The sequence below is a fragment of the Mangrovibacterium sp. genome (assembly GCF_041596335.1).
Classification (GTDB): domain Bacteria; phylum Bacteroidota; class Bacteroidia; order Bacteroidales; family Prolixibacteraceae; genus Mangrovibacterium.
Genome location: NZ_JBFHIT010000072.1, coordinates 1 through 19,826 on the forward strand (window position 1 = coordinate 1; position 19,826 = coordinate 19,826).

Consider the following 19,826-nt stretch of genomic DNA (forward strand, 5'->3'; position numbering starts at 1 on the left):
GCCGGCCCGATATTGATATCTCCGGCAATTTGTCCGATAAAATCTTCCAGCTGATACGAAATCTTATTCGCATCAGAATATTTTACAAACAAGGAATACGAGCGATTGGCACTCACAACTGTCAATGAGGATTCTTCATTAAAATCAGCCACAGCTTTTACCCGGACCATATTCGGTTGTTCGGGAACGACTTCGGCAATTAGTTTATCAGGATCTCCAACCTGTACATAGGTGATCTTCTCCTTTGCAATCAGATGAGTGGTTTTATTTTGGCAGATTTCTATTTGGTTCTGGGCATTTATTGCCAGTGAAAAGAAAAAATATACGATGCTTAATAGTGACTTTTTCATGACGATTATTTTTGATTGATGATATAAACTAGGGTATTCTTTTTGACGGTTACTTTTTTCAGACGTACTCGTTTGAGCATGGTCTGGGCTGCACGGTCGGCTGCACGGATTCCGGTATAGGTCAGCGGCTTGTTGGTAACACCCATCAGTGAAGAAGTATTGGTTGAAGCGCCGACTTCCTGGTAAACTTTTCGTGCAGCATTATCCGGCACATAAAGTCCTTCCAATCCATCCAGATCATAGATCGTGAGTTTTACCGGGACAAAAGAATTTTCAACAGGCAGTTGAGTGATCCCGATCAGCAGTCGTTCATTTTTGATCTTGCATACACCATAGATAAAGCTGTTTTTAGGTATCTGCTGCCCGTTGATCCGGGTGTCTTCCAGCAAGCGTAGTTTTATCCGGTTGCCGTTCAGGACGGTTGTAGTCTCATAGATCTCAGCTTTTATGAGCGGATCATTTGTCTGCTCTTCCCTGTTAAATCCTGATGATTGTTTTTTCTCCAGGGTAAAGGACCGGTTTTGTATGGCCTCTATCTGTTGTAATCTTCCCTGTGCCTGTTGCAGATAAAAATTTAGAGAATCGTTTTTACGACTGAGTAGGACGTTTTTATCGATGATCTCATCCAGTTCTTCAATACCAGTTGTCTGCATTTCCGGCGTCGGTGATTTTACTTTTTGTTTCTTTACAACAGCTTCCTTAGGCGTACCTTGCTTTTGTGGAGCAACTGTCTTTTCAGATTTCGGCAAGACCGGATCGCCTTGCAGTTCCTGTCGCACCTGTTTTTCTTTATTTCGGATATGGGCAAGAATTTGTCCCTGATCAGCATTTTTATCAAGCAGCGTATTGTCTCGTGCTATTGTGTCTTGAAGCCCCAGCTCTTCTAACTGAGTGGTATCATTTACATCAACCTCAGCGATTTCTGCAATCTGCTGATCATCTTTCTGATAGGCTTCCATCTTGTCATAAATCTCAATGGATTTTTCTGCTTCCGGGAGATCATAGTTGGCACCTATTCCAGGTGTATCTGGTTGCGTTTCTTTTACCGCTTCCGCCTCCGTTCCGCCACCCAATACCCAGAAAATCAGAATCACAAAAGGTATCAACACCAGCGGAAGAATAAACAGGGCCTTATTTTTTATCAGAAGTTCCTTCATTGATGTAAGTTTTTAATTGATTTTCAAAAGAATCCACTGGCAGTTCAAAAGCTGAACGGCCGGTGTTTGTTGGAGCACTGGTCAGTGGTCCGGCCAGTGGTGCATCTACCTTCTTCGGTTTTACTTTTCCGGATGGGATCCAGATAAATGAGATGGCAAACAGGGCAAACAAAAAAGCGGTGATCAAAATCCATTTGCTTCTTCGTTTCAAAGGATCCAGTGTTTTGTCTTTATCGTCCAGCTCGTTTACCCAGCGGGTAAAACGACTGACATCTTTCAATTGATTTGCTGTCATATTTTTAATGTATTGTCGTTAATGTGTATCTCAGCCACCTGTCCGGCTTCTGACGGATTGGGCTGTTAAAAGGATTTTCTTCTTATGCTTTCCAGGTCTTTGTTCTCATCGATCCGCCAGCTTTCCATCAGAAAACCATGCGGATTATTATCCGTCCGGGAGATGTTTCTCAGATAGCCCGAAGTTTTAAGGCTACGAATGGTAATGTTGGATTTTCGGACAATTTTTTGTTTGCCCGTAAACGAAAAACGATACGGATAGGCAGAAAAGTTCAGTATAATGGAATCAGTCTGCAGGGTCATGCTGATATCAGAAGCAATCACCTGATTATACAGATTATTCTCTTTAAAGGCTTGGTATTGTTCCATTGCACTCCGGTCGGCCAGATACAAGGCTTCCCTGACATTATTTTCAATGTAGGTTTTATCCGGTTCAAGGGTAAAAAACAGCTCATGAAAACGTTTTACATGATCCCTGGCTTCCGCATCCCGGTTCTCACTAATATCTTCCCGAAGGGCGACCAGTAACGATTTACCATTGTCCAGCACATAAATTTTCTCTTTGGAAAGCTCCACCAGTTGAACCGACTCGTAATAAATGTAACTGCTTACGCCCATCAACGAAAGACTGATCAGCACCAGCACATATACGATAAAGCGGAACTTGCGTTGTATATCAAATTGTTTTTGCATTTCTTTTTAGTAATGAATGAATATTCGTTTTATGTTTTTTAACCTACCGCTTAGAAGGCAGCATGCCAAGCTCCATAATACGCTATTAAAAAGCGAGTTACACAAGCACTTGCTTGTATTTCAAAGATATTTCAAAGAGCATCCTATTTATGAACATTCTTTTTAGCCTTTTTCAAGTAGGAATTTTGATTGTTCAGCAAGGCTACTTCCTGCTCAAGTGCCGATATTTTTCTATTGGCCTCTTGCAGTTGTTTTCGTAATGATTCTATTTGCTGATCTTTATCCATTAATTACATATTTGCATAATATCCTTTGTGGAAATATCCTTAAACTGCTTGGCCGGGTATTTCATTCGGATCGACCTGATTTCTTCAATCACTGAACAAAGATGATCTAACCGGTTCTGCTGTACCGCATAAAATATCCTTGTTTTATCTGCATGGGAGCCCAAAGTGCACCCGTTGTAGCTAAGGGTACTCCCCTTCCAATCGATCGTTTTCCAAAAAATGAAATTGAACTGATCCCATTTTGAATAGATTTCGTCACAGGTTGTCCTTAATGAATTAACTTCTCCTGGCGAAAACTCATTAAACTCCTTGCACAATGAAATTACCTCTCGAAGATATTTCGACCTATTGTTTTTGAATTCTATCGTTATGTCACGCTCTGGAATCATCAGTTGTATATTTCATCGACTATCACCTTCTTTTTCCGGTAAACGTCGGTTATTACAAACTTAAATAGGTAGTCATGCGTCCGATTTCCTACAATGATTGGAATATAAACATCGAGAGAAGTTCCTACAAGATGTTTAAGCATATCAATCTTCCTGGCCTTCACTGGAAAAAGAGGTTCTTCTTTCCATCCACCAAAATCTCCTTCACGATAATACACATTATCAGTTGGAAGCAATTCATCTTTTATAGTAGCACCAGGAGGCACAGTTGTCGGTATCTGTTCTTCATTTCTTTTGAAGTACCTAGTACCGATATGCGCAACACTGAAGGCCTCCCCTGCTATTACAACAGACGCACTTTGCCAATCGACTTTCAATGGTTTATTTAGCTTATTGTAGAGAGAGAATTTAATTCTAGTCTCTCCCATGTTAAAAGATATTTCTATACTATCATTACAAAATACCAGCTCATTGCTAGCAACAGGATGCACCATAGAAAAAATGTATGCAAATCGCTTTGCCTGCACAGTCATACTCAAAATCCCAAGGATTGAAACAATAATAACACGTTTCATTATTTCGTATATTCATTAGTTGTTTCGACTACCATATCCGTCACTCTATCCCTGAGTTTAACGAACAACGTATAGTCATTATTAAGCATCTTTTCCTTAACTATCCTTTTATTTAAGTACCCAATCACATTGATCAACCAGTACAACTTCTCTTTCGGGGCAAAATCATGAAGCATATCCAACCTTTGCATCAGCTGACTATAAACTTCATCTTGGCCTGGATCGTTAATCAAACCTTCAATTTCAGTTGTCATAACTTTTATTTAAATTACAAAAATTTATATATTCGGACGATTCTTTCAAGTGCCCCTTTTTATCAATTGCATTTCTGCATTGAATGATGAATTTGCCGATTTCTTGAATAGCGGCTTGGGATTACTTTGTTCAATTTTCAAGAAGCGGTTTGTTTGTTTTCATTATCGCATCTTCCGGTCAAGCGATCAACGATCGCTTTGTACCTTTCTAATTCTTGTTGTAGTTGAATGATTTTTTCATCCTTCGTAATTTGTTCCTGATACATCTCTTCTCTATTTTTTTCAGTTAGCTTTTCATCAATCATACTACCCCACCCTTCACTAATCCAAGCCTCATTTATGCGTTGGTCCAACTTCGCAAGCCTATTCGTAAATCCAGTTGGAATCGGAACTTTTCCATTTAGTACTTGTGAAAACGACGACTTGTTTTTATAACCAAGCATCCGCCCGAGGGTCTCCTGGTTAGCTGCAACTCCGTTCCCAATAAGCCACCTTGCTACACGCTTAATGCGATCTTGCTTAGTCATTTCTCTGCCTGATTCACTCATACTTCAAAAAGTTTATAAAAAGTTTGCAGAATAACTAAACTAAGTTTATATTTACACCATGTAAAAACAAACAAAGTTTATATTAAACCTGTTTTTACTACAATTAAAAGGGAAAGACGCTGGTCACGACTGCAATCCCAGCCAACGTCTCCCTTGCTTATAACTGAAAAATAATTTTTCAATTACAAATCAAAGATAATGACTGAACAAATTGTAAACAAAAAAAAGAGACTCAAAACAGAGAAACTAACCTTTGTTGAGTATTGCGACAGTCTAAAGGACAAACAGAAAGAACCTTTCGAAGAACACACTCCTCTCGACAAACTTTTCAATGCTATTGCAGATGCAACAGGAAAACACCCGGGAAGCGTGCGCCGCTGGTACTACGGGACGGCCAAACCAGGCAAGCTTGAAATGCAAGCTATGGCTACTCTTTTAAAATCAGATGTTGCAACCTTATTCCCGTGTGAATCATGATCAAGAGTACAGAGTTTTATATCACCCCAAAAGGGGATGTGATGATTGAGACGCAATCTGGGATCAAAAAGCTCGAGTTTTCTGATCGTGACTTTATAAACAAACTTTACAATCAATTCAATGAGCTTTATCCCGCGGCCATGGAGGCGCTCTCTCAGGAATTCGTAAAATTTCGGTCCATCCCAGCAATGCACGAATTCATGATAGTTCGACGCATGATCAAGTGTAATTTCGGGAAATACGACAGCGTTATGGACATTGATCATCTCGGAAACCTAAACTTCGAGGAAGTCGACTGTCCGTTACGCGGTGAATGCCATTTAGAAAATGTTGTCTGCAAGCCCAAACTGAATTCCAAGCTGTCAGAAAGAGAGCTCCAAATCATGCAGCTACTCTATGAAGGGTATCCGAAAAAAGACGTTGCAGCCGCTTGTGCTGTGTCAATAGAGACAGTCCGCACTCACAAACGAAATGCTTTTCGAAAACTCGGTGTTCATTCACTAGCAGAATTCAACAGCTACGCAAATCAAAAGAATCTATTCGAAAATTAAATCTCATAACAATGAAAAAAACAAAAACATCAGGCCCAATAAGGTCGTGGATAGCTGCACAAAGTGGTAGCGGAAGTTCAAAAGACAAATCTCTTCCATTATGCGTGAGAGCCTGTATTAGGGCACGAAAAGGGATCAGATAATTCATCGGAAATTAATGCACAGCCCTGCATAGCGTTGCAGAGGTGTTAATACTTACTTATTCAACTCGCTTATCTCTCTAAATAACAGTGCAATGATTGACAAAGAATTAGATAAAATAACTGAACGTGCATTTGCGATAGGTATCGAAGTCGGTGTCATACAAACCGGGAAAGAACTTGGGTTAATCGACGAAAACATATCTGAGAAGCAAGCTCACGCCATTTACGGCGAAAAGCAGGTGAAGGAATGGAGGCGAAAGCAATGGATCATTGGCTACCCTTCAGGAAATAAAACCCGCTCAAAATTCTACTACAAACGCTCCGAGCTGGAAACAGCGCAACGCATGTTGGACTACCAGAATTTACTTCCATCCAACAAACTAAAACAATTTATCGAAAACAACGGGACTCCACAAGTCCACAAAAAATCTCACAATGAAAAAAGTAAGAATCACTTCCCTATCGCTTCGAAATTTCAAAGGCATTAAAGCCTTCGATGCTTCGTTCGATAGCAACCAAACCCGGATTTATGGCGACAACGCCACGGGAAAAACTACACTTGTAGATGCCTTTACATGGCTCCTATTTGGAAAAAACTCCGCTGATGACAAACAATTCTCCATTAAACCGTTCGACGGAAACAACCAGGTTATCCATAAGCTCGATAGCGAAGTTTCCGCCACATTTGACGTTGATGGTGAAGCAGTAACGCTCAAACGTGTTTTCCGCGAAAAATGGGTAACGAAACGAGGAAGTTCGGACCCGGAACTCAGTGGCCACGAAACAGTCTTCTTCTGGAATGACGTTCCAATGAAGGCCGGCGAATTTCAACGCAAGGTTGATGACATCATTCTTGAGGATACCTTCAAAATGATTACTTCACCATTTTACTTCAACAATCTAAAATGGCAAGAGCGCCGCAACATCCTTACGTCAATAGTTGGTGATGTGAACGATGATGAGATTGCCGAAACTCGCCTCGACTTTAAAGCCCTTTTTTCAGCCAAGGGGAATAAATCAATTGATGAACTGAAAAAAGAGGTCTCAGCCAAGAAGAAAAAGCTAAAAGACGAACTGAAGCTTATTCCGGCCCGAGTTGATGAAGTCACCCGAAGTATTCCTGATGCAAAAGACTGGGCTAATATTGAAAACGAAATTGAGATCGTTTCAAAAAATATCAGCATCGTTGACGAACAACTGCAGGATCGCTCAAAGGTTAGCGAAAGCTACTTCAAAGCCAAAGAAGAACGCCAGCGCAAATTAAACCAATTGAAATCAAAAATTTCAGACATTGAATTTGCCGGCAGCCGCGAGCTCCAGAAACAATTGAATGAAAAAACAGATGCTATTGCTGCGGCAAAGCACGAGCTCAAAAGAATCGACCAGAGGGTTAAAGAAGATGCAGAGGAAATCAAAAGGTTAGAGGCGCGCATTAACCAGTACGCAACAGAACAGGAACAACTCCGCAACGAATGGAATCGCGTAAACGAACGACAAATGGAGCCATTTTCCCCTGGAGCCTTCAAATGTCCTACTTGCAACCAGCCGCTTCCTGAATCCGACATAGAAGCTAAGAAGGCTGAAATGCAGCGCAATTTCAATGACAGCAAGCAAAAGCGTTTAAGTGAAATTCAAAAACAAGGTACGGCCATTACGCCAATCATTGAACAGTTGGGTGAAAAAATAAAGGCGATTGAGGCAAACGATTATACCGAACAGATTAAACGGCACGAAGCCGCCATTGCCAAATGGGAAAGCAGGAAGCTTAAAAGCGTGCAGGCAATCCTTGCCGATAATGCAGAATATCAAGGGTTGAAAGAACAGCTGAAAGCTTTAGAAGCCGAACCCGAGGTGAAAATGCCCGAATTGGATGACGATTCCAGTCTCAAGGCTAAAAAACGCGAATTATCAGAAACGCTTGATCGGTTGAAAAAAGACCTCGGACTTAAAGAGCAGATCGCGAAAGGAGAAGCACGTAAGGCTGAACTCTTGAAGCAGGAAAAACAATACTCTGCCGAGCTGGCCGAATTGGAGCAAACTGAATTCACTATCGATGAATTCACCCGGGCTAAAGTGGATGCCCTGGAAGGTAGAATTAACGCCTTGTTTGGAGGTAAAGTCAGCTTCCGAATGTTCGACACACAACTAAACGGTGGATTGATTGAATGCTGTGACACCATCATCGATGGCGTACCATGGAATGACGCCAACAATGCCGCAAAAATAAACGCAGGAATAGCCATCATCAATGTTCTTACGGATCACTTCCAGCAAATGTCTCCAATATGGATCGATAACGCTGAAAGTATTACCAGTATTGCCGATACAAACGCACAAAGAATCGAATTATACGTGAGCGAAAAATACAAAACGCTCGAAGTTGCATCATAAATCTCAAATAATTTCAAAATGTCAGAACAAAACAAACCGGCCGTAGTGGCCACAATGGAGCAATTCAGCTTCTTTAATCCTGAACACCTCGCTACTATGCAAAGAGTAGGTAAGATGTTCGCTAACTCGGAACTTGTACCCGAAATGTATAAATCCTCCGATAATAATCCCCCGGAAAAAGCAATTGCAAACTGTGTCGTCGCAATCGAAATTGCTACACGCATCGGTGCAAGCCCTTTGATGGTAATGCAAAACATGGTGCCTATTTACGGGAAACCAAGCTGGAGTTCTAAATTCCTAATTTCTACTGTTAATACCTGCGGTAGATTCAAACCTCTTCGTTTCAAATTTGAGAATCTAGGTGTATTGAAGGATTATAAATACAAAGAGTACGTTTCAGAATGGGTTACTGGGAACAACGGTAAAAAATACAAAAAGACCGCCCTGGTTGACAAAGTATTTGCTGGTCCCGTTGATAACATTCAATGCATCGCTTATACCACGGCAAAAAACTCGGACGAGGAACTTGAAAGTTCTCCCGTATCGGTAAAAATGGCGATTGACGAAGGATGGTACACCAAGAAAGGCTCTAAGTGGCAAACCATGACCAAACAGATGCTTATGTATCGTTCCGCATCTTTTTGGACATCATCTTATGCTCCTGAGCTTTCAATGGGAATGAAAACCGAAGACGAAATGCGCGACATTGAAGATGTAACCTTTGTGGATGTAACTGATCATACACCGGAAAGATCAAAAGACGAAAAATCCAACTCAAAGGAGCTCTCAATTGACGACGCCCCCAAGGATAAAGAACGCGCAGAGGAAACACCTAAGCCATCTCTCCAGAAAATGACCTTCACCTCAATGGATGAAGTTAAGAAGTTTTTGATCGACGATTGCGGAGCAGCAGAGGAGTTTTTAACCGACGATGCCGCAATAAATACGGTAGCAGCCGAAAATGGTATCAGTATCGAAATTAAAGCGGCTGGAGGACCGGGATTTTAGTTATGGATTATCAATTCAAGGTTGAAACAAAGGAAGCCGGTCAAAGGCGTGCGTATGGTGATTCATATTATCACTACATCGTAACAGATAATAGTCCAAAGAAACATCACGAATCTGTAGTTCAGAATTTCTGTACAGGGTTTGTAAAACCTGCTATTTCTGAAAAAATGCGCAAAGAACGCATGGAAAAAGAAGGTTTTGGAGCCGCGACTTTTGCCTCTTATTGGACTACATTCAGAAAGATTGGTGATAATACTTTTGAATACAAAGTCACTCAACCATCAACACACTAACATGCGACTAAAAGTATTAGGAAGCTCTAGCAAAGGTAATTGCTACTTATTGATTGCAGAAAGCGGACAAACACTGGCTATAGAGGCCGGTGTCCGCTTTACTGAAGTGCAAAAGGCCATTGGCTTTATAACGAATGATATCATTGGCTGCCTGGTGTCTCATGAGCACCAGGACCATGCAAAGTTTGCAGATCAGTTTATGGATCACGCTATAGATGTGATTTGCTCACAAGGTACAGCAGCTCATTTGCAACAGCACCACAGGCGCAAGACTATTCATCCAAATCATACTTATAAATTAGGTGAATTTAAAATTTTTGCCTTTGACGTTGTACATGATGCAGCCGAACCTTTTGGATACATAATCAACCATCCTGAAAGCGGCAATATCCTGTTTTTAACCGATACGTTCTATTCTGAATACACTTTTAAAGGTTTGAACAACCTTTTATTAGAAGTGAACTATGATGAAAAAATATTGGCCGCCAATATCGAATCTGGGCGACTGAATCCATCTATCAGGAGACGGATCGAGACCTCTCATATGAGTTTGCAAACCGCCTTAGAGTTGCTAAATGCAAACGATCTTTCAGCTGTAAATAACATTGTTCTCATCCACCTGAGCGATGGTAACAGTCATGCGGAAAATTTTGGGCAAACAGTAAAAACAGCTACCGGTAAGAATGTGACTGTTGCCGATTCTGGACTTGAAATGCCATTCAATAAAACTCCTTTTTGATATGAAATCTATCTATAATAAAACGTTTATCAATGTTCTGTTGATATTTCTTGCGGGCATTGCTTCTCTGATTATCAAAATAAAACATCCAAATGACGACCCGATAATGTCGATACAGCATGCCGCAACAGCACTAAAACACGAAATCAAAGGTGATAAAGGTAAAAAGTGTATTCTGTTGGGAAAACAAGAAGGATGGAAATTTCCACGATACAAAGTGACAACAGACTCCATGGTAGCCGATTCATTTTTGACAAAAATGCTACCGGACAGCATTGCCCCTTGGGAAATACTAAAACGTGATAGTTTCCTGCTAATTGAAACATCTCCCAATGTTCGTGTGTACGCCGAATACGGCACATATACTTTAACAAAGAACGGAGCCAAAAAATTCACTGGAGCTTCGGACAACAAATACCTAAAACGCCGATTCAAATGAAACTCTACGCATTAATATTCACCCTTGTGTCAATAGTTGAACTCGTTGGATTCATTCTTGGGAAAGGCAACCATTGTGGTTGGGCCGCTTTAGTATTGGGTTTATTCTCTCTGGCTTTGTGGGTCTGGAGCGATGATAAAGCATCAACAAAAAACAATTACTGGCACCGTGATTTTTAATAGTAAAATACCCGGGGATCACATCAAAGCCAAAGAATATTTGACATGGTTACTGAAGAATGGGAAGCGCTTTGAGATTGTTGAAAAACGCAAGATTAGAACTGACCGCCAGAACCGATACCTTCACTTGATCCTCTCCTATTTTGCGCTCCAGGTTGGCGAAACGCTCGACTACATAAAACAGGAGATCTTCAAAAAGGAAATCAATCCGGACATATTTAAAACAATACGTGTGAATCCAAAATCAGGAAAAAAAAGAACCGATTGGAGAACAACGGCGGGATTAAACACGAAGGAAATGAGTGTCTCCATTGACCGGTTCAGAAGATGGTGTTCTCAAAAGACAGGCATCTACATTCCTGAAGCAAACGAGCACCAATTTCTCGATCAAATACAAAACGAAGTTGAACAGAATAGGCACTGGCTGTAAAAGTTCATTAAAAACATTGAAATAAGCAGGGAGGCAATAATTAACGAAAGATTGTAATCGTGGCTTGTGTTTGTGAAATAAAGACCTCCCTGTTTTTGGTACGGTAGCTCAATTGGCAGAGCAGCGGTGGCCACAGTAAAGACAGCCGGTTGCAGGTTCGAATCCTGCCCGTACCACACACTTAATTTTAAAATTGAGACAAATGGAAATTACAAGAAAAGAAGTAAAAAAAGTAAGCATCAAGGATGCATTGCTTGAGGCTGTTTTCGAAGCCGATTTTGCAGGAACTGATCCTAACGGAAGTCCGGTTGAAGAAACTGGAGAGTATAGCAGAAAAAGCAGCCAAGTACGCACAGGAGACTTTAATGCTGCGTTCAACCGTCTGCGTATTCACATGGTTTGTATTTGCGAAATGCCTGAGGCAGACCAAATCACCGAAGACAACGTTTACGACTTCGATCCGGAGCAGCTTATGAATTATGAAATTACCGGGTATTCTATCGGCGGTAGCGATGAAAGCGCCGGGGTCACTATTACCGGTAAAAAACTACTCGAAAGCGGCCAGGTGCTAAACCTGAATGTGCCGTTTACAAAATTCGAAGATGAAGACGGATATATCCATGGTGCGGCTTTAATGAGCGACATCGAAGCCTGTAATTCCGAGGTTGAAGAGTTTTTGAATGGGAAATGGGGCATCGTACAGCAAGAGCTTCCTGGTTTCGAAACCGACACTCCAAACGAAGCTGATATTGATGGAGTGAAGATGAAAGTGTTTAACAGCAAAAAAGAAATGGAAGAAGCTGTCTAGTCATGCAAATCGTACTTCAAAATAACGGCAATTTCGAGGTGAGCTTTAAATATCATGCTGACATGGTACGGCTTATACGGCAGATTCCCGGACGAAAATTCAACCCTAAATTGAAGGTTTGGAATATCCCGGGCGAATCCAAACCGCAGCTGAAGCAGGTCGCTGAAATAGTCAGTAGATTTCAGAACGTTGTTTGGCAGCGCGAGGAACAGATTAACCCCAATGACAATAGGTTTTTCATTCCACCAATGCCTGAATTAAACGTTAATCACGGATTGAATTTCGAGCCGTTGGCATACCAAGCGCCCGGAATTGCAAGAGGATTGGAGTTAAAACGATTTATGAATGCAGATGATCCGGGACTGGGAAAGACGTTTCAGACGATAGGAACAATCCACATTGCAAACGCCGTTCCCTGCCTGGTCATTTGTCCCGGAAGTGTTAAAATACACTGGGAACGCGAGTTCATGAAATTTGCTAACCGCAAGGCTTTAGTTCTAAATGACAAAGTTGGAGACAGCTGGCCGTTTTATATAAAGTCGGGAATATACGATGTCGTTATTGTGAATTTTGAGAGCCTTAAAAAGTACTTTGTGCAGACCATTCGCACACCACGCGGCAAATCGCTCGAATACCAACATATTGTCTTTAAATCCACAATCGATTTATTCAAAGCCGTTATCATTGACGAGGGACACCGGGTAAAGGACTTTAAAGCACAGCAAACAAAGTTTACAACCGGCATAGCAGAAGGGATTGCAGAAAAAAAAGAATGGAAAATTGTTTTAACAGGAACTCCAATCGTAAACAATCACATTGATTTGATTTCTCAACTCCGGATAATGGGCCGGCTCGAAGATTTCGGAGGCGAACGATACTTCCGACAGCGCTATTGCGCCGGGCCAAATAAGGCTTCAAATGGCAGAGAGTTAAGAGCGAAGCTTTGGCAGACCTGTTTTTTTCGTCGTACGAAGTCAGAAGTCAAAAAGGATCTACCTCCGGTAACTCGTCAAATTACTACCTGCGAAATATCAAACCGTCGCGAATATGAATTTGCAAAAAAAGATTTGGCCAGCTACTTAAAAACCTACAAAGAAGAAACCGACAGCAAACAAAAGAAAGAAATGAAACGTGTAGCGTGGCTGAAGATGAATATCCTTGGACAGATTGCTGCAAAAGGAAAGGTAAAAGCACTGATTGAGCACACGCGAGACTTCCAGGCTTCGGGTAAAAAACAATTGATATATGCAGAGCTACACGAAGTTGTCGATGCTTTGGTAAAAGCGTTCCCAAAGGCAGTATGTATCACTGGCCGGCAAAATTCGGCAGAGAAACAACGCGCAATTGATGCTTTTAGTCGAAACCCGAAAACTACCCTGTGTATTATTTCAGCTGCTGGTGGTACCGGAACTGATGGCCTCCAGAATCAGTGTTCACACATCGATTTACTAGAACATCCATGGCATGATGCAGGATGTCAACAGATAGAGAGCCGTTTGGACCGTGGAGGTCAAAAAGAGCCGGTAACCGCTCAATATTGGCAAGGCGAAAACACTGTGGATGAGAAAAAATGGAAAATAGTAGAAATCAAAAAGAAAATATCTGAAGCAATCATGAAAGGCGATAAATTACAAGACGACACAATTGCTGACATGGCCATCGATATGTTTATGGAGGACATGGAATGAAAACAATACAAACCACAATTTATGAATGTGAATACTGTGGAAAGTATTACAAAAGCAAATACTTTGCCGGGCTACACGAATCTAAATGCAGAAAGAATCCTGCCAATTTTCAGCGGTGCATCGGCTGTAAGTTTCTTGATATTAAAAACGTGAAAATATACTTTGAGCAGCCGATTTTAGGCCCAAATCTAGGAGTTTCTTTCATTGATGCCGACAAGTATGAGGACTTAATGTATTGCGAAAAAAAGAAACATTTTGTTTACCCATTTTGGGCAGCTAACCCAATACCCCAGGAAGATATTGAAGGAGAAATACCAAACGAACCTATGCCGAAAAAATGTGAACACTTTAAAGATTCAATCTTATGAACCGCAACCCAAAACAAATAATTTTATCCTGGTTATTACACCACGCAAACCGCGAAGCAAGTAGCCATTATTTCTACCAAGTAAAAGACCTGATATTACAAAAGCATGCCCGGGTAATCGGCTATGAGATTCAGTTTATCGAAGGCAAAAAATGCTGGACCTGTAAAGGAACAGGAAAGTATATGAAATACGACCACTACACCGGGTGGTATAGTGAACCTTGCTGGCATTGTTACAATGGCTGGTACCACCGTCCAGTTTGGGTTATCCTTCAGAAGTATCAGTTTGGCAAATATACCTTCCTTAAACCTATAAAGAGCACTTACGAGAAGCCGGAAACAAACGTGCCGGTTATTAAAGGATATATCGATCACGAACCTTCAAAATACGGCGAGTTTGCCCTTTTCATACTGCTTCTGCTTTACGAGAAAGGATTTATGAAACGCTGGTGGAGAGAATCTGGCTGGAGATGGTACCGCAACTGGTACTATCCGTGCAACTGGGCACAATCGGCCATCCACATTTTTAAACGTAAACAAAACTCAATCCCTGCTCAAAGGATAAAACGCAGTCTGCTTAAACTGAGATACCGACTACTCCCAGCAAAATCGCAACCAGAACCAGAAGAACTACCATTTTAAAAATTAACGATATGTCTGAATACAACTATCATCAACTCGATGACTGGGATCTCAAGCGAGAATATGAGAACCTGCTTGCCGGGATGGCAACATTCTCAGAAGAAAGCAAAAAGAAGTTTCCCGGTGCATGGAAAAACAGAACTCAACGGAAAAAAGAATTAGAAGTCGAACTTAACAAGAGGAATTTATTATGCAAAAACTAAACGACAACTCACCAATGCCATTCGGAATCCACAAAGGAAAAGCAATGGCTAATGTACCCGACAACTACCTGATATGGCTCTACAAAGAAGGAAAATGCAAGGGAGCCGTGAAGGCCTATATTGAAGATAACGCTGATGTATTAAACCTTGAATTAGAACAATCATGAAAAAAACAGTAGGAACACTTTGTGTGGGCGAATTTTTATTTGAGCCAAGAATTGACAGAATAATTCAACACAAAATAGATAGAATCGAGAAGACAGATAAAGGCACACGGGTCGATTTGGGGTCTTATTCTTTAAGATTAGATTATTGCAATTATTCCGCTGACATATCGACGAAAGTAAACTTTGCCGGCGACAAAAACACTTACTACGTTCGACACGAAGACGCATTGAAAAAGCAAAAAGAACTTCAAATAGCATGGCTTAAAAAATTGCAAAGCGAAGCAATTAAAGCCCTAAATGAATTAAACGAATTCACAAACAAATACTTCACCAATGAAACAATTCATTAAATGCCCCAACTGCGGTTCAATAGAACTTGCAACTGTTGATCATTCAACTGCTCCATTTTCTACTTGGATGCATTTCTGCAATCAATGTGAATATGCAATACAAGAAAGCGACTGGGCACCTATCCCTGCCCTCTCCATTCGTCAGCCTTGGGCTTGGTTAATCGTTAACGGCTACAAGGATATTGAGAACCGAAATAATCTGAAAAACTTCACCGGAGACTTTCTAATCCATGCGAGTGTCACCCCAGATTGGGAAGGGTATTACTCTCATTTATACAGAAATAGTATGAAAGACATTGTACCTACAGGAATTGAATGTGGCGGAATAATCGGCCATGCCAAAATAACGGGCTTCGTGGAGCAATCAGAAAGCCCTTGGTTTGTTGGTAAATATGGGCTGCTAATCAAAGATGCAAAGCCACTCCCCTTCACGCCCTGCAAAGGGAAGCTATCATTTTTTAAACCTGAAATTGAATAGATATGAACCGAACAAAACTAATACAGCACTACAAGGCGTTTTTTAAGCTCGAAGATATGGAGCTGAGCGAAGATGATCATTTGATTATCGATTGGGCCGAAAGCTTACTGGAAGACAATCAGAATGAAGAATTAAAAGATCGAGGCATTGCTGTTGTTGGCAGTGTCGACCAGAACTATGAAGCCATTAAACGAATGATCGAAGTTCTCGACATCAACGAAGAAAGTGGAGAAACAATAGCTATTGTTGGAACCAAACAGCGTTACTCTGAGGTCATTGAAAAACTGGAAATTCGAGACACAACCAACATAGTGAATCTTCTAGAAGATGCTCCAATCATCGAACGTCCCAACAAACGCGAAAACAAAAACAGGAAAGGCCGTAATTCTCACCGCTACGGTCGCAAACCAAGTAAATTTTAATCTATGTCACTGAATAAAGCAAAAGGAAATATGTATGAGTGGATCACCCACACATGGAACCCACTGGCAGGAAAATGTCCACATCGCTGTTCATACTGCAGCACCAATAAATTGATGCGCTATCCGGGAATAAGAACAAAGTACTCTGGAGATCCTCGGTTGCAGGATAATGAATTGCAATTGAACCTCGGAGACGGGAACTTCATCTTTGTAGCAGCTCAAAACGATCTATTTGCCGAAAGAATACCAGCAAATATCATTAGAAAAATACTCGAACACTGTGCGAAATTCGACAACAAATATTTGTTTCAAACCAAGAATCCTCGTCGCTTACTCGATTTCGAATATGAACTTGCTCTACTCAACTTTTCAATTTGTACCACAATCGAAACAAACCGGTTTTATAAAGATGTTATGGGCGGCTGTCCCCTTCCCCAGGAACGATCAGATATGGTTAATGAAATTGTTCATGAATTTGGTTTTGGATTCCCAAATAAGCGCACCTACGTAACTATCGAACCAATAATGGATTTCGATTTGGACGAAATGAATTTTCTCATAGAAAGCTGTTTAGCAACTCAGGTAAATATCGGAGCCGATAGCGGAAATAATAACCTCCCGGAACCTTCTAACGAAAAGGTTCTTGATCTCATCCAGCGCCTTGAAACACATACCAAGGTAGTACAGAAAAGCAATCTTAAAAGACTACTTAAATAACCTGAAATACTGCCTCTACTCAACGACTTCAAAGGGAATTATAGCCTCGGTTATGGCGAAGATAAAATGCAAGCTGATGTTGACCGGTGGTTACACAACTATTCGTTCTGGAAAAGTACTGAAGGAGGATATTCTCGTGAAAAGGTTGCAGTAAAAACCTACAGAGAAGTGCACATTCCTGAAATTGGCCGGCGATCGGATTTGATTGTATACTTCAGCAAACGAAAAATCTTCAACATCGAACTCAAACTGTTCAATTCCGGAGAAGTAGTACGCCATGCAACCGATCATCAATCCTGGGCCAACTACAGTTATGTGTGCATGCCTCACAATGTATTTATTCCAGAAACCGACAAGAACTTAATGATTAAACGCGGCATTGGGTTATTGCTATGGGTGCCAGAGATTGGATTGGTAGAGGCGATATATGGCCGACACAAATCGATCGGACAACTTAATAAACAGATACGCGAGAATGTACTGAAATCCCTCCGGCGCGAGGATAGAAAAAAAAGTCAACAACTAATACAATTTTAAAAATGGAACACGCAGATGTAAAAAGATTGGCAATGATTTTAGCGGTACAAGCTGAAATTGAGGGAATGAAAATAGAAAACAAAATCAGACTATCCGACAACCTTGCTCCGGCATATGGAGATGAGCATTTTTCGGATAAAGCTATGGAACTTCGAAATCTGGCCTTTTGCAATGATGACCAACTATAACCATCCAAGATCAAAAATCCAATTGACCAGTGCTATTAGGAGCACAATAGCTATCACAATCACGGCAGGCCAAACCCCTCCTGTCCGTTTTTTCATATAGTTATTTAAGTAATCATCCATATTCTAAAATACAATTTTTCGATGAAAAAAGAAATTTGTATAAGTTGCAACCGTTCAAACTCACTAATCAAAACAGAAGTAGGCACGGTCTGTTTTCAATGCTATTCGGCCAATCCCGGTAAATACACAAAAATTAAGTCTAAGCGCAAAATCTCGCACGAGGAAAGCGACATTCAAACAGAGTTTTTCGAGAAGGTTCCTTTGTTTTTTCCCACCCTTCCCGATAAGCTTTTATTTGCAGTGCCCAACGGAGGAAGCCGGCATAAAGCTGAAGCAAAACGAATGAAGGGCGAAGGTGTGAAGTCCGGCGTTTCTGATGTTATTCTGCTGGTGCCCAAAAAGGGATTTGCAAGCTTATGCCTGGAATTTAAAACCTCGACGGGGACACAGTCAAAAGAGCAGAAAGAGTTTCAAAGACAGGCTGAAATGTGCGGATCGAAGTATGTAATTGTTCGGAGTGCAGCACAGGCGATCCGGGAAATGCGAAATTATATGAAATAATTTGTACCTTTAAGTGAACCAAAATTCAATATAATGATAAAACTAAGTGACTTACTAAATGAAGACGAAAGAAACAGAATTGCCCATGGAGATAATATTAGGAAGATTGACACGTCTAAAGACTTTGAGAAGTTGACAGAAAAAGAACTAACGGATCTCACGTATATACTGACCCCGGCAGAAGACATTAATAGATCATCAGAGACTAAAGTGGATGAAATTTCAAGAAGTATCTTAAAAGAACGGGCAAAAAAAATCAGAAGTCGGATATAAAAAACCCGGGAGCTACGCGAGCCCCCGGGGAAAATCTCAAACCAATAAAATAACTATAACAAACTTTACTACATCTAAAATATAAGCTCAATATTTTTTTCACGAAATCGGCACCGTTGGGATCTAATATCAAAACTTAAAAATCCTGATTCCAAGTCCAACGCTATGCGCTTTCATCCACGGTGAATAACTGTAGTGATAATAAAAACGATCGTTGGCCGGCAGATAGGTTATGCCAATACCAAGATCGAGTTGAGGTGTCCTGGCATCGAACTGGCCGGAGAAAGTAGGACTTACAAAAAACCTGTTGTATCGTTTCTCACGCCACACTGTTGTTTTCTCAGTGCGAATAGTCGTCGTACGGATTTCAGGAATATTAAAGTCGAAAGCAACCTGTTTACTTCGCATATATCCCTCAATCATAGAGGTTGAGTACAGGTTACCTATATCTGTTTCGAATGTGTCAAGATAAGTCCGAATACCGCTTGAATCAGGATCAGGATGATTTGAAATATCAGCGAAAACGGTATCAGAAACCCTCACATAAAATGTATCTATGAAGCGTTCAATAACAACATCCCGGACAGTATCTTGTGGCAGATCTCGACAAATGGTAAGCGCTTCTTTGGTCTGACTAATCCGAAAGTGCTGCCATCCTATTATAGCAATTAGCACACCGAATAAAATCAAAAACATCTTAGTTTTCGTACTCTCCATTTACTTTCTTAAAATAAGGTTCATACCTTCGAATGAATCTATTCCCATCAAGGCATTTATCAGAAATAACAGCAATATCGGACCAGCGGCGTGTCTTTGGGTAAAATCCATCTCCTTCACGAACCACAGTAGAGTCAGTTTCTGAAAGCGCCTTGAAGTTTTCTGGGTTAAATAATCCTTTTGGGGAGGTATTCCCTTCGTACACGTATAAGTTATTTTTATCCCATCCAACCAACAAGCCAATATGTCCGATTCGCTTGAGCCGGTGATAATAATACCCAACGCTCATGCCAGGCATAAGTAACTCTTTAGGAATTGCACCCCATGAGCTTCGCCAAACTACATTCGTTTTAAACCAATCGGCTGCTCTGGCCGACCGAACCGTTGAAACTCCTGCAAAAACAAAAATTTCGGTTTGCGAACTTGCACACCACGGATAACCACATGTTCC

General features: G+C 41.0%; 34 protein-coding genes and 1 tRNA gene. 25 read left to right on the forward strand and 10 right to left on the reverse strand.

Going from position 1 to position 19,826, the window contains the following annotated elements; all coding sequences use genetic code 11:
• From ABZD21_RS17745 to ABZD21_RS17780, 8 genes are all read right to left on the reverse strand, one after another.
• Positions 1 to 350 (reverse strand): DUF4138 domain-containing protein (locus ABZD21_RS17745; RefSeq protein ID WP_372776461.1); only part of this gene is annotated, 350 nt, incomplete at its 3' end.
• Positions 351 to 355: 5 nt separating this feature from the next.
• Positions 356 to 1,507, reverse strand: a complete 1,152-nt coding sequence (gene traM / locus ABZD21_RS17750; protein WP_372776462.1) for a conjugative transposon protein TraM — start codon at positions 1,505 to 1,507, stop codon at positions 356 to 358.
• Complete coding sequence (locus tag ABZD21_RS17755; protein WP_372776463.1) at positions 1,482 to 1,802, reverse strand: hypothetical protein; 321 nt, start codon at positions 1,800 to 1,802, stop codon at positions 1,482 to 1,484. The genes traM and ABZD21_RS17755 overlap by 26 nt, the downstream gene beginning before the upstream one ends.
• 65 nt (positions 1,803 to 1,867) lie before the next feature.
• Positions 1,868 to 2,494: a conjugative transposon protein TraK gene (gene traK, locus ABZD21_RS17760; protein ID WP_372776464.1), complete on the reverse strand. Its 627-nt coding sequence runs from the start codon at positions 2,492 to 2,494 to the stop codon at positions 1,868 to 1,870.
• A gap of 143 nt (positions 2,495 to 2,637) precedes the next feature.
• On the reverse strand, positions 2,638 to 2,781 hold the full coding sequence (locus ABZD21_RS17765; RefSeq protein ID WP_372776465.1) for a hypothetical protein: 144 nt from the start codon (positions 2,779 to 2,781) through the stop codon (positions 2,638 to 2,640).
• Positions 2,782 to 3,169: 388 nt separating this feature from the next.
• Complete coding sequence (locus tag ABZD21_RS17770) at positions 3,170 to 3,745, reverse strand: hypothetical protein (protein ID WP_372776466.1); 576 nt, start codon at positions 3,743 to 3,745, stop codon at positions 3,170 to 3,172.
• On the reverse strand, positions 3,745 to 3,999 hold the full coding sequence (locus ABZD21_RS17775) for a hypothetical protein (RefSeq protein WP_372776467.1): 255 nt from the start codon (positions 3,997 to 3,999) through the stop codon (positions 3,745 to 3,747). The genes ABZD21_RS17770 and ABZD21_RS17775 overlap by 1 nt, the downstream gene beginning before the upstream one ends.
• Before the next feature lie 137 nt (positions 4,000 to 4,136).
• Positions 4,137 to 4,547: a hypothetical protein gene (locus ABZD21_RS17780; RefSeq protein ID WP_372776468.1), complete on the reverse strand. Its 411-nt coding sequence runs from the start codon at positions 4,545 to 4,547 to the stop codon at positions 4,137 to 4,139.
• Positions 4,548 to 4,745: 198 nt separating this feature from the next.
• On the opposite strand from ABZD21_RS17780, the gene ABZD21_RS17785 reads away from it, so the two are divergent.
• The 25 genes from ABZD21_RS17785 to ABZD21_RS17905 all read left to right on the forward strand — a co-directional run bounded on the left by ABZD21_RS17785 (position 4,746) and on the right by ABZD21_RS17905 (position 18,658).
• Positions 4,746 to 5,024, forward strand: coding sequence for a hypothetical protein (locus tag ABZD21_RS17785; RefSeq protein ID WP_372776469.1), 279 nt, complete (start codon positions 4,746 to 4,748; stop codon positions 5,022 to 5,024).
• Positions 5,021 to 5,575, forward strand: a complete 555-nt coding sequence (locus ABZD21_RS17790; protein WP_372776471.1) for a helix-turn-helix transcriptional regulator — start codon at positions 5,021 to 5,023, stop codon at positions 5,573 to 5,575. The genes ABZD21_RS17785 and ABZD21_RS17790 overlap by 4 nt, the downstream gene beginning before the upstream one ends.
• Before the next feature lie 235 nt (positions 5,576 to 5,810).
• Complete coding sequence (locus tag ABZD21_RS17795) at positions 5,811 to 6,206, forward strand: hypothetical protein (RefSeq protein ID WP_372776472.1); 396 nt, start codon at positions 5,811 to 5,813, stop codon at positions 6,204 to 6,206.
• Positions 6,154 to 8,109, forward strand: a complete 1,956-nt coding sequence (locus ABZD21_RS17800) for an AAA family ATPase (RefSeq protein WP_372776474.1) — start codon at positions 6,154 to 6,156, stop codon at positions 8,107 to 8,109. The genes ABZD21_RS17795 and ABZD21_RS17800 overlap by 53 nt, the downstream gene beginning before the upstream one ends.
• 18 nt (positions 8,110 to 8,127) lie before the next feature.
• Entirely contained in the window at positions 8,128 to 9,117 is a 990-nt protein-coding gene (locus ABZD21_RS17805) for a hypothetical protein (protein WP_372776475.1), read from the forward strand.
• 2 nt (positions 9,118 to 9,119) lie between these two features.
• On the forward strand, positions 9,120 to 9,410 hold the full coding sequence (locus ABZD21_RS17810; protein WP_372776476.1) for a hypothetical protein: 291 nt from the start codon (positions 9,120 to 9,122) through the stop codon (positions 9,408 to 9,410).
• A gap of 1 nt (position 9,411) precedes the next feature.
• Positions 9,412 to 10,149 carry an MBL fold metallo-hydrolase gene (locus ABZD21_RS17815; RefSeq protein WP_372776477.1) on the forward strand — a complete coding sequence of 246 codons (738 nt, stop codon included), beginning with the start codon at positions 9,412 to 9,414 and terminating at the stop codon, positions 10,147 to 10,149.
• 1 nt (position 10,150) lies between these two features.
• On the forward strand, positions 10,151 to 10,588 hold the full coding sequence (locus tag ABZD21_RS17820) for a hypothetical protein (RefSeq protein WP_372776478.1): 438 nt from the start codon (positions 10,151 to 10,153) through the stop codon (positions 10,586 to 10,588).
• Entirely contained in the window at positions 10,585 to 10,767 is a 183-nt protein-coding gene (locus ABZD21_RS17825) for a hypothetical protein (protein WP_372776479.1), read from the forward strand. Before ABZD21_RS17820 ends, ABZD21_RS17825 begins: the two co-directional genes overlap by 4 nt.
• On the forward strand, positions 10,757 to 11,197 hold the full coding sequence (locus ABZD21_RS17830) for a hypothetical protein (protein ID WP_372776480.1): 441 nt from the start codon (positions 10,757 to 10,759) through the stop codon (positions 11,195 to 11,197). Before ABZD21_RS17825 ends, ABZD21_RS17830 begins: the two co-directional genes overlap by 11 nt.
• Before the next feature lie 97 nt (positions 11,198 to 11,294).
• Positions 11,295 to 11,373, forward strand: a tRNA-OTHER gene (locus ABZD21_RS17835).
• Between the two features lie 26 nt (positions 11,374 to 11,399).
• Entirely contained in the window at positions 11,400 to 12,005 is a 606-nt protein-coding gene (locus tag ABZD21_RS17840) for a hypothetical protein (RefSeq protein ID WP_372776482.1), read from the forward strand.
• A 62-nt stretch (positions 12,006 to 12,067) separates the two neighbouring features.
• The gene (locus ABZD21_RS17845; RefSeq protein WP_372776483.1) at positions 12,068 to 13,693 is read left to right on the forward strand and encodes a DEAD/DEAH box helicase; all 1,626 of its coding nucleotides are present in this window, start codon (positions 12,068 to 12,070) and stop codon (positions 13,691 to 13,693) included.
• Complete coding sequence (locus ABZD21_RS17850) at positions 13,690 to 14,061, forward strand: hypothetical protein (RefSeq protein ID WP_372776484.1); 372 nt, start codon at positions 13,690 to 13,692, stop codon at positions 14,059 to 14,061. The genes ABZD21_RS17845 and ABZD21_RS17850 overlap by 4 nt, the downstream gene beginning before the upstream one ends.
• The gene (locus ABZD21_RS17855) at positions 14,058 to 14,702 is read left to right on the forward strand and encodes a hypothetical protein (protein WP_372776485.1); all 645 of its coding nucleotides are present in this window, start codon (positions 14,058 to 14,060) and stop codon (positions 14,700 to 14,702) included. The genes ABZD21_RS17850 and ABZD21_RS17855 overlap by 4 nt, the downstream gene beginning before the upstream one ends.
• A gap of 11 nt (positions 14,703 to 14,713) precedes the next feature.
• Positions 14,714 to 14,905 carry a hypothetical protein gene (locus ABZD21_RS17860; protein ID WP_372776486.1) on the forward strand — a complete coding sequence of 64 codons (192 nt, stop codon included), beginning with the start codon at positions 14,714 to 14,716 and terminating at the stop codon, positions 14,903 to 14,905.
• Entirely contained in the window at positions 14,893 to 15,072 is a 180-nt protein-coding gene (locus ABZD21_RS17865; protein ID WP_372776487.1) for a putative quorum-sensing-regulated virulence factor, read from the forward strand. Before ABZD21_RS17860 ends, ABZD21_RS17865 begins: the two co-directional genes overlap by 13 nt.
• Complete coding sequence (locus tag ABZD21_RS17870) at positions 15,069 to 15,422, forward strand: hypothetical protein (RefSeq protein WP_372776489.1); 354 nt, start codon at positions 15,069 to 15,071, stop codon at positions 15,420 to 15,422. The genes ABZD21_RS17865 and ABZD21_RS17870 overlap by 4 nt, the downstream gene beginning before the upstream one ends.
• Positions 15,406 to 15,900, forward strand: coding sequence for a hypothetical protein (locus ABZD21_RS17875; RefSeq protein WP_372776490.1), 495 nt, complete (start codon positions 15,406 to 15,408; stop codon positions 15,898 to 15,900). The genes ABZD21_RS17870 and ABZD21_RS17875 overlap by 17 nt, the downstream gene beginning before the upstream one ends.
• 2 nt (positions 15,901 to 15,902) lie before the next feature.
• Positions 15,903 to 16,322, forward strand: coding sequence for a hypothetical protein (locus tag ABZD21_RS17880; protein WP_372776491.1), 420 nt, complete (start codon positions 15,903 to 15,905; stop codon positions 16,320 to 16,322).
• Positions 16,323 to 16,325: 3 nt separating this feature from the next.
• Entirely contained in the window at positions 16,326 to 17,039 is a 714-nt protein-coding gene (locus ABZD21_RS17885; protein ID WP_372776492.1) for a DUF5131 family protein, read from the forward strand.
• Between the two features lie 66 nt (positions 17,040 to 17,105).
• Complete coding sequence (locus ABZD21_RS17890; protein WP_372776493.1) at positions 17,106 to 17,576, forward strand: hypothetical protein; 471 nt, start codon at positions 17,106 to 17,108, stop codon at positions 17,574 to 17,576.
• Between the two features lie 2 nt (positions 17,577 to 17,578).
• Positions 17,579 to 17,764 carry a hypothetical protein gene (locus ABZD21_RS17895; protein ID WP_372776494.1) on the forward strand — a complete coding sequence of 62 codons (186 nt, stop codon included), beginning with the start codon at positions 17,579 to 17,581 and terminating at the stop codon, positions 17,762 to 17,764.
• A gap of 141 nt (positions 17,765 to 17,905) precedes the next feature.
• Positions 17,906 to 18,385, forward strand: a complete 480-nt coding sequence (locus tag ABZD21_RS17900; protein WP_372776495.1) for a VRR-NUC domain-containing protein — start codon at positions 17,906 to 17,908, stop codon at positions 18,383 to 18,385.
• A gap of 33 nt (positions 18,386 to 18,418) precedes the next feature.
• Complete coding sequence (locus tag ABZD21_RS17905) at positions 18,419 to 18,658, forward strand: hypothetical protein (protein ID WP_372776496.1); 240 nt, start codon at positions 18,419 to 18,421, stop codon at positions 18,656 to 18,658.
• Positions 18,659 to 18,787: 129 nt separating this feature from the next.
• On the opposite strand, the gene ABZD21_RS17910 is transcribed toward ABZD21_RS17905, so the two are convergent.
• Both ABZD21_RS17910 and ABZD21_RS17915 read right to left on the reverse strand, forming a co-directional pair.
• The gene (locus ABZD21_RS17910) at positions 18,788 to 19,375 is read right to left on the reverse strand and encodes a hypothetical protein (protein WP_372776497.1); all 588 of its coding nucleotides are present in this window, start codon (positions 19,373 to 19,375) and stop codon (positions 18,788 to 18,790) included.
• Positions 19,356 to 19,826: hypothetical protein (locus ABZD21_RS17915; RefSeq protein ID WP_372776498.1), on the reverse strand; the 471-nt coding region annotated here is incomplete at its 5' end. The genes ABZD21_RS17910 and ABZD21_RS17915, both read right to left, overlap by 20 nt.

Bases quoted from the DNA above. Each gene is read 5' to 3' on its own strand.
- traM (WP_372776462.1), bottom strand. From the start codon at position 1,507: ATGAAGGAACTTCTGATAAAAAATAAGGCCCTGTTTATTCTTCCGCTG.
- ABZD21_RS17755 (WP_372776463.1), bottom strand. From the start codon at position 1,802: ATGACAGCAAATCAATTGAAAGATGTCAGTCGTTTTACCCGCTGGGTA.
- traK (WP_372776464.1), bottom strand. From the start codon at position 2,494: ATGCAAAAACAATTTGATATACAACGCAAGTTCCGCTTTATCGTATAT.
- ABZD21_RS17765 (WP_372776465.1), bottom strand. From the start codon at position 2,781: ATGGATAAAGATCAGCAAATAGAATCATTACGAAAACAACTGCAAGAG.
- ABZD21_RS17770 (WP_372776466.1), bottom strand. From the start codon at position 3,745: ATGAAACGTGTTATTATTGTTTCAATCCTTGGGATTTTGAGTATGACT.
- ABZD21_RS17775 (WP_372776467.1), bottom strand. From the start codon at position 3,999: ATGACAACTGAAATTGAAGGTTTGATTAACGATCCAGGCCAAGATGAA.
- ABZD21_RS17780 (WP_372776468.1), bottom strand. From the start codon at position 4,547: ATGAGTGAATCAGGCAGAGAAATGACTAAGCAAGATCGCATTAAGCGT.
- ABZD21_RS17785 (WP_372776469.1), top strand. From the start codon at position 4,746: ATGACTGAACAAATTGTAAACAAAAAAAAGAGACTCAAAACAGAGAAA.
- ABZD21_RS17790 (WP_372776471.1), top strand. From the start codon at position 5,021: ATGATCAAGAGTACAGAGTTTTATATCACCCCAAAAGGGGATGTGATG.
- ABZD21_RS17795 (WP_372776472.1), top strand. From the start codon at position 5,811: ATGATTGACAAAGAATTAGATAAAATAACTGAACGTGCATTTGCGATA.
- ABZD21_RS17800 (WP_372776474.1), top strand. From the start codon at position 6,154: ATGAAAAAAGTAAGAATCACTTCCCTATCGCTTCGAAATTTCAAAGGC.
- ABZD21_RS17805 (WP_372776475.1), top strand. From the start codon at position 8,128: ATGTCAGAACAAAACAAACCGGCCGTAGTGGCCACAATGGAGCAATTC.
- ABZD21_RS17810 (WP_372776476.1), top strand. From the start codon at position 9,120: ATGGATTATCAATTCAAGGTTGAAACAAAGGAAGCCGGTCAAAGGCGT.
- ABZD21_RS17815 (WP_372776477.1), top strand. From the start codon at position 9,412: ATGCGACTAAAAGTATTAGGAAGCTCTAGCAAAGGTAATTGCTACTTA.
- ABZD21_RS17820 (WP_372776478.1), top strand. From the start codon at position 10,151: ATGAAATCTATCTATAATAAAACGTTTATCAATGTTCTGTTGATATTT.
- ABZD21_RS17825 (WP_372776479.1), top strand. From the start codon at position 10,585: ATGAAACTCTACGCATTAATATTCACCCTTGTGTCAATAGTTGAACTC.
- ABZD21_RS17840 (WP_372776482.1), top strand. From the start codon at position 11,400: ATGGAAATTACAAGAAAAGAAGTAAAAAAAGTAAGCATCAAGGATGCA.
- ABZD21_RS17845 (WP_372776483.1), top strand. From the start codon at position 12,068: ATGGTACGGCTTATACGGCAGATTCCCGGACGAAAATTCAACCCTAAA.
- ABZD21_RS17850 (WP_372776484.1), top strand. From the start codon at position 13,690: ATGAAAACAATACAAACCACAATTTATGAATGTGAATACTGTGGAAAG.
- ABZD21_RS17855 (WP_372776485.1), top strand. From the start codon at position 14,058: ATGAACCGCAACCCAAAACAAATAATTTTATCCTGGTTATTACACCAC.
- ABZD21_RS17860 (WP_372776486.1), top strand. From the start codon at position 14,714: ATGTCTGAATACAACTATCATCAACTCGATGACTGGGATCTCAAGCGA.
- ABZD21_RS17865 (WP_372776487.1), top strand. From the start codon at position 14,893: ATGCAAAAACTAAACGACAACTCACCAATGCCATTCGGAATCCACAAA.
- ABZD21_RS17870 (WP_372776489.1), top strand. From the start codon at position 15,069: ATGAAAAAAACAGTAGGAACACTTTGTGTGGGCGAATTTTTATTTGAG.
- ABZD21_RS17875 (WP_372776490.1), top strand. From the start codon at position 15,406: ATGAAACAATTCATTAAATGCCCCAACTGCGGTTCAATAGAACTTGCA.
- ABZD21_RS17880 (WP_372776491.1), top strand. From the start codon at position 15,903: ATGAACCGAACAAAACTAATACAGCACTACAAGGCGTTTTTTAAGCTC.
- ABZD21_RS17885 (WP_372776492.1), top strand. From the start codon at position 16,326: ATGTCACTGAATAAAGCAAAAGGAAATATGTATGAGTGGATCACCCAC.
- ABZD21_RS17890 (WP_372776493.1), top strand. From the start codon at position 17,106: ATGCAAGCTGATGTTGACCGGTGGTTACACAACTATTCGTTCTGGAAA.
- ABZD21_RS17895 (WP_372776494.1), top strand. From the start codon at position 17,579: ATGGAACACGCAGATGTAAAAAGATTGGCAATGATTTTAGCGGTACAA.
- ABZD21_RS17900 (WP_372776495.1), top strand. From the start codon at position 17,906: ATGAAAAAAGAAATTTGTATAAGTTGCAACCGTTCAAACTCACTAATC.
- ABZD21_RS17905 (WP_372776496.1), top strand. From the start codon at position 18,419: ATGATAAAACTAAGTGACTTACTAAATGAAGACGAAAGAAACAGAATT.
- ABZD21_RS17910 (WP_372776497.1), bottom strand. From the start codon at position 19,375: ATGGAGAGTACGAAAACTAAGATGTTTTTGATTTTATTCGGTGTGCTA.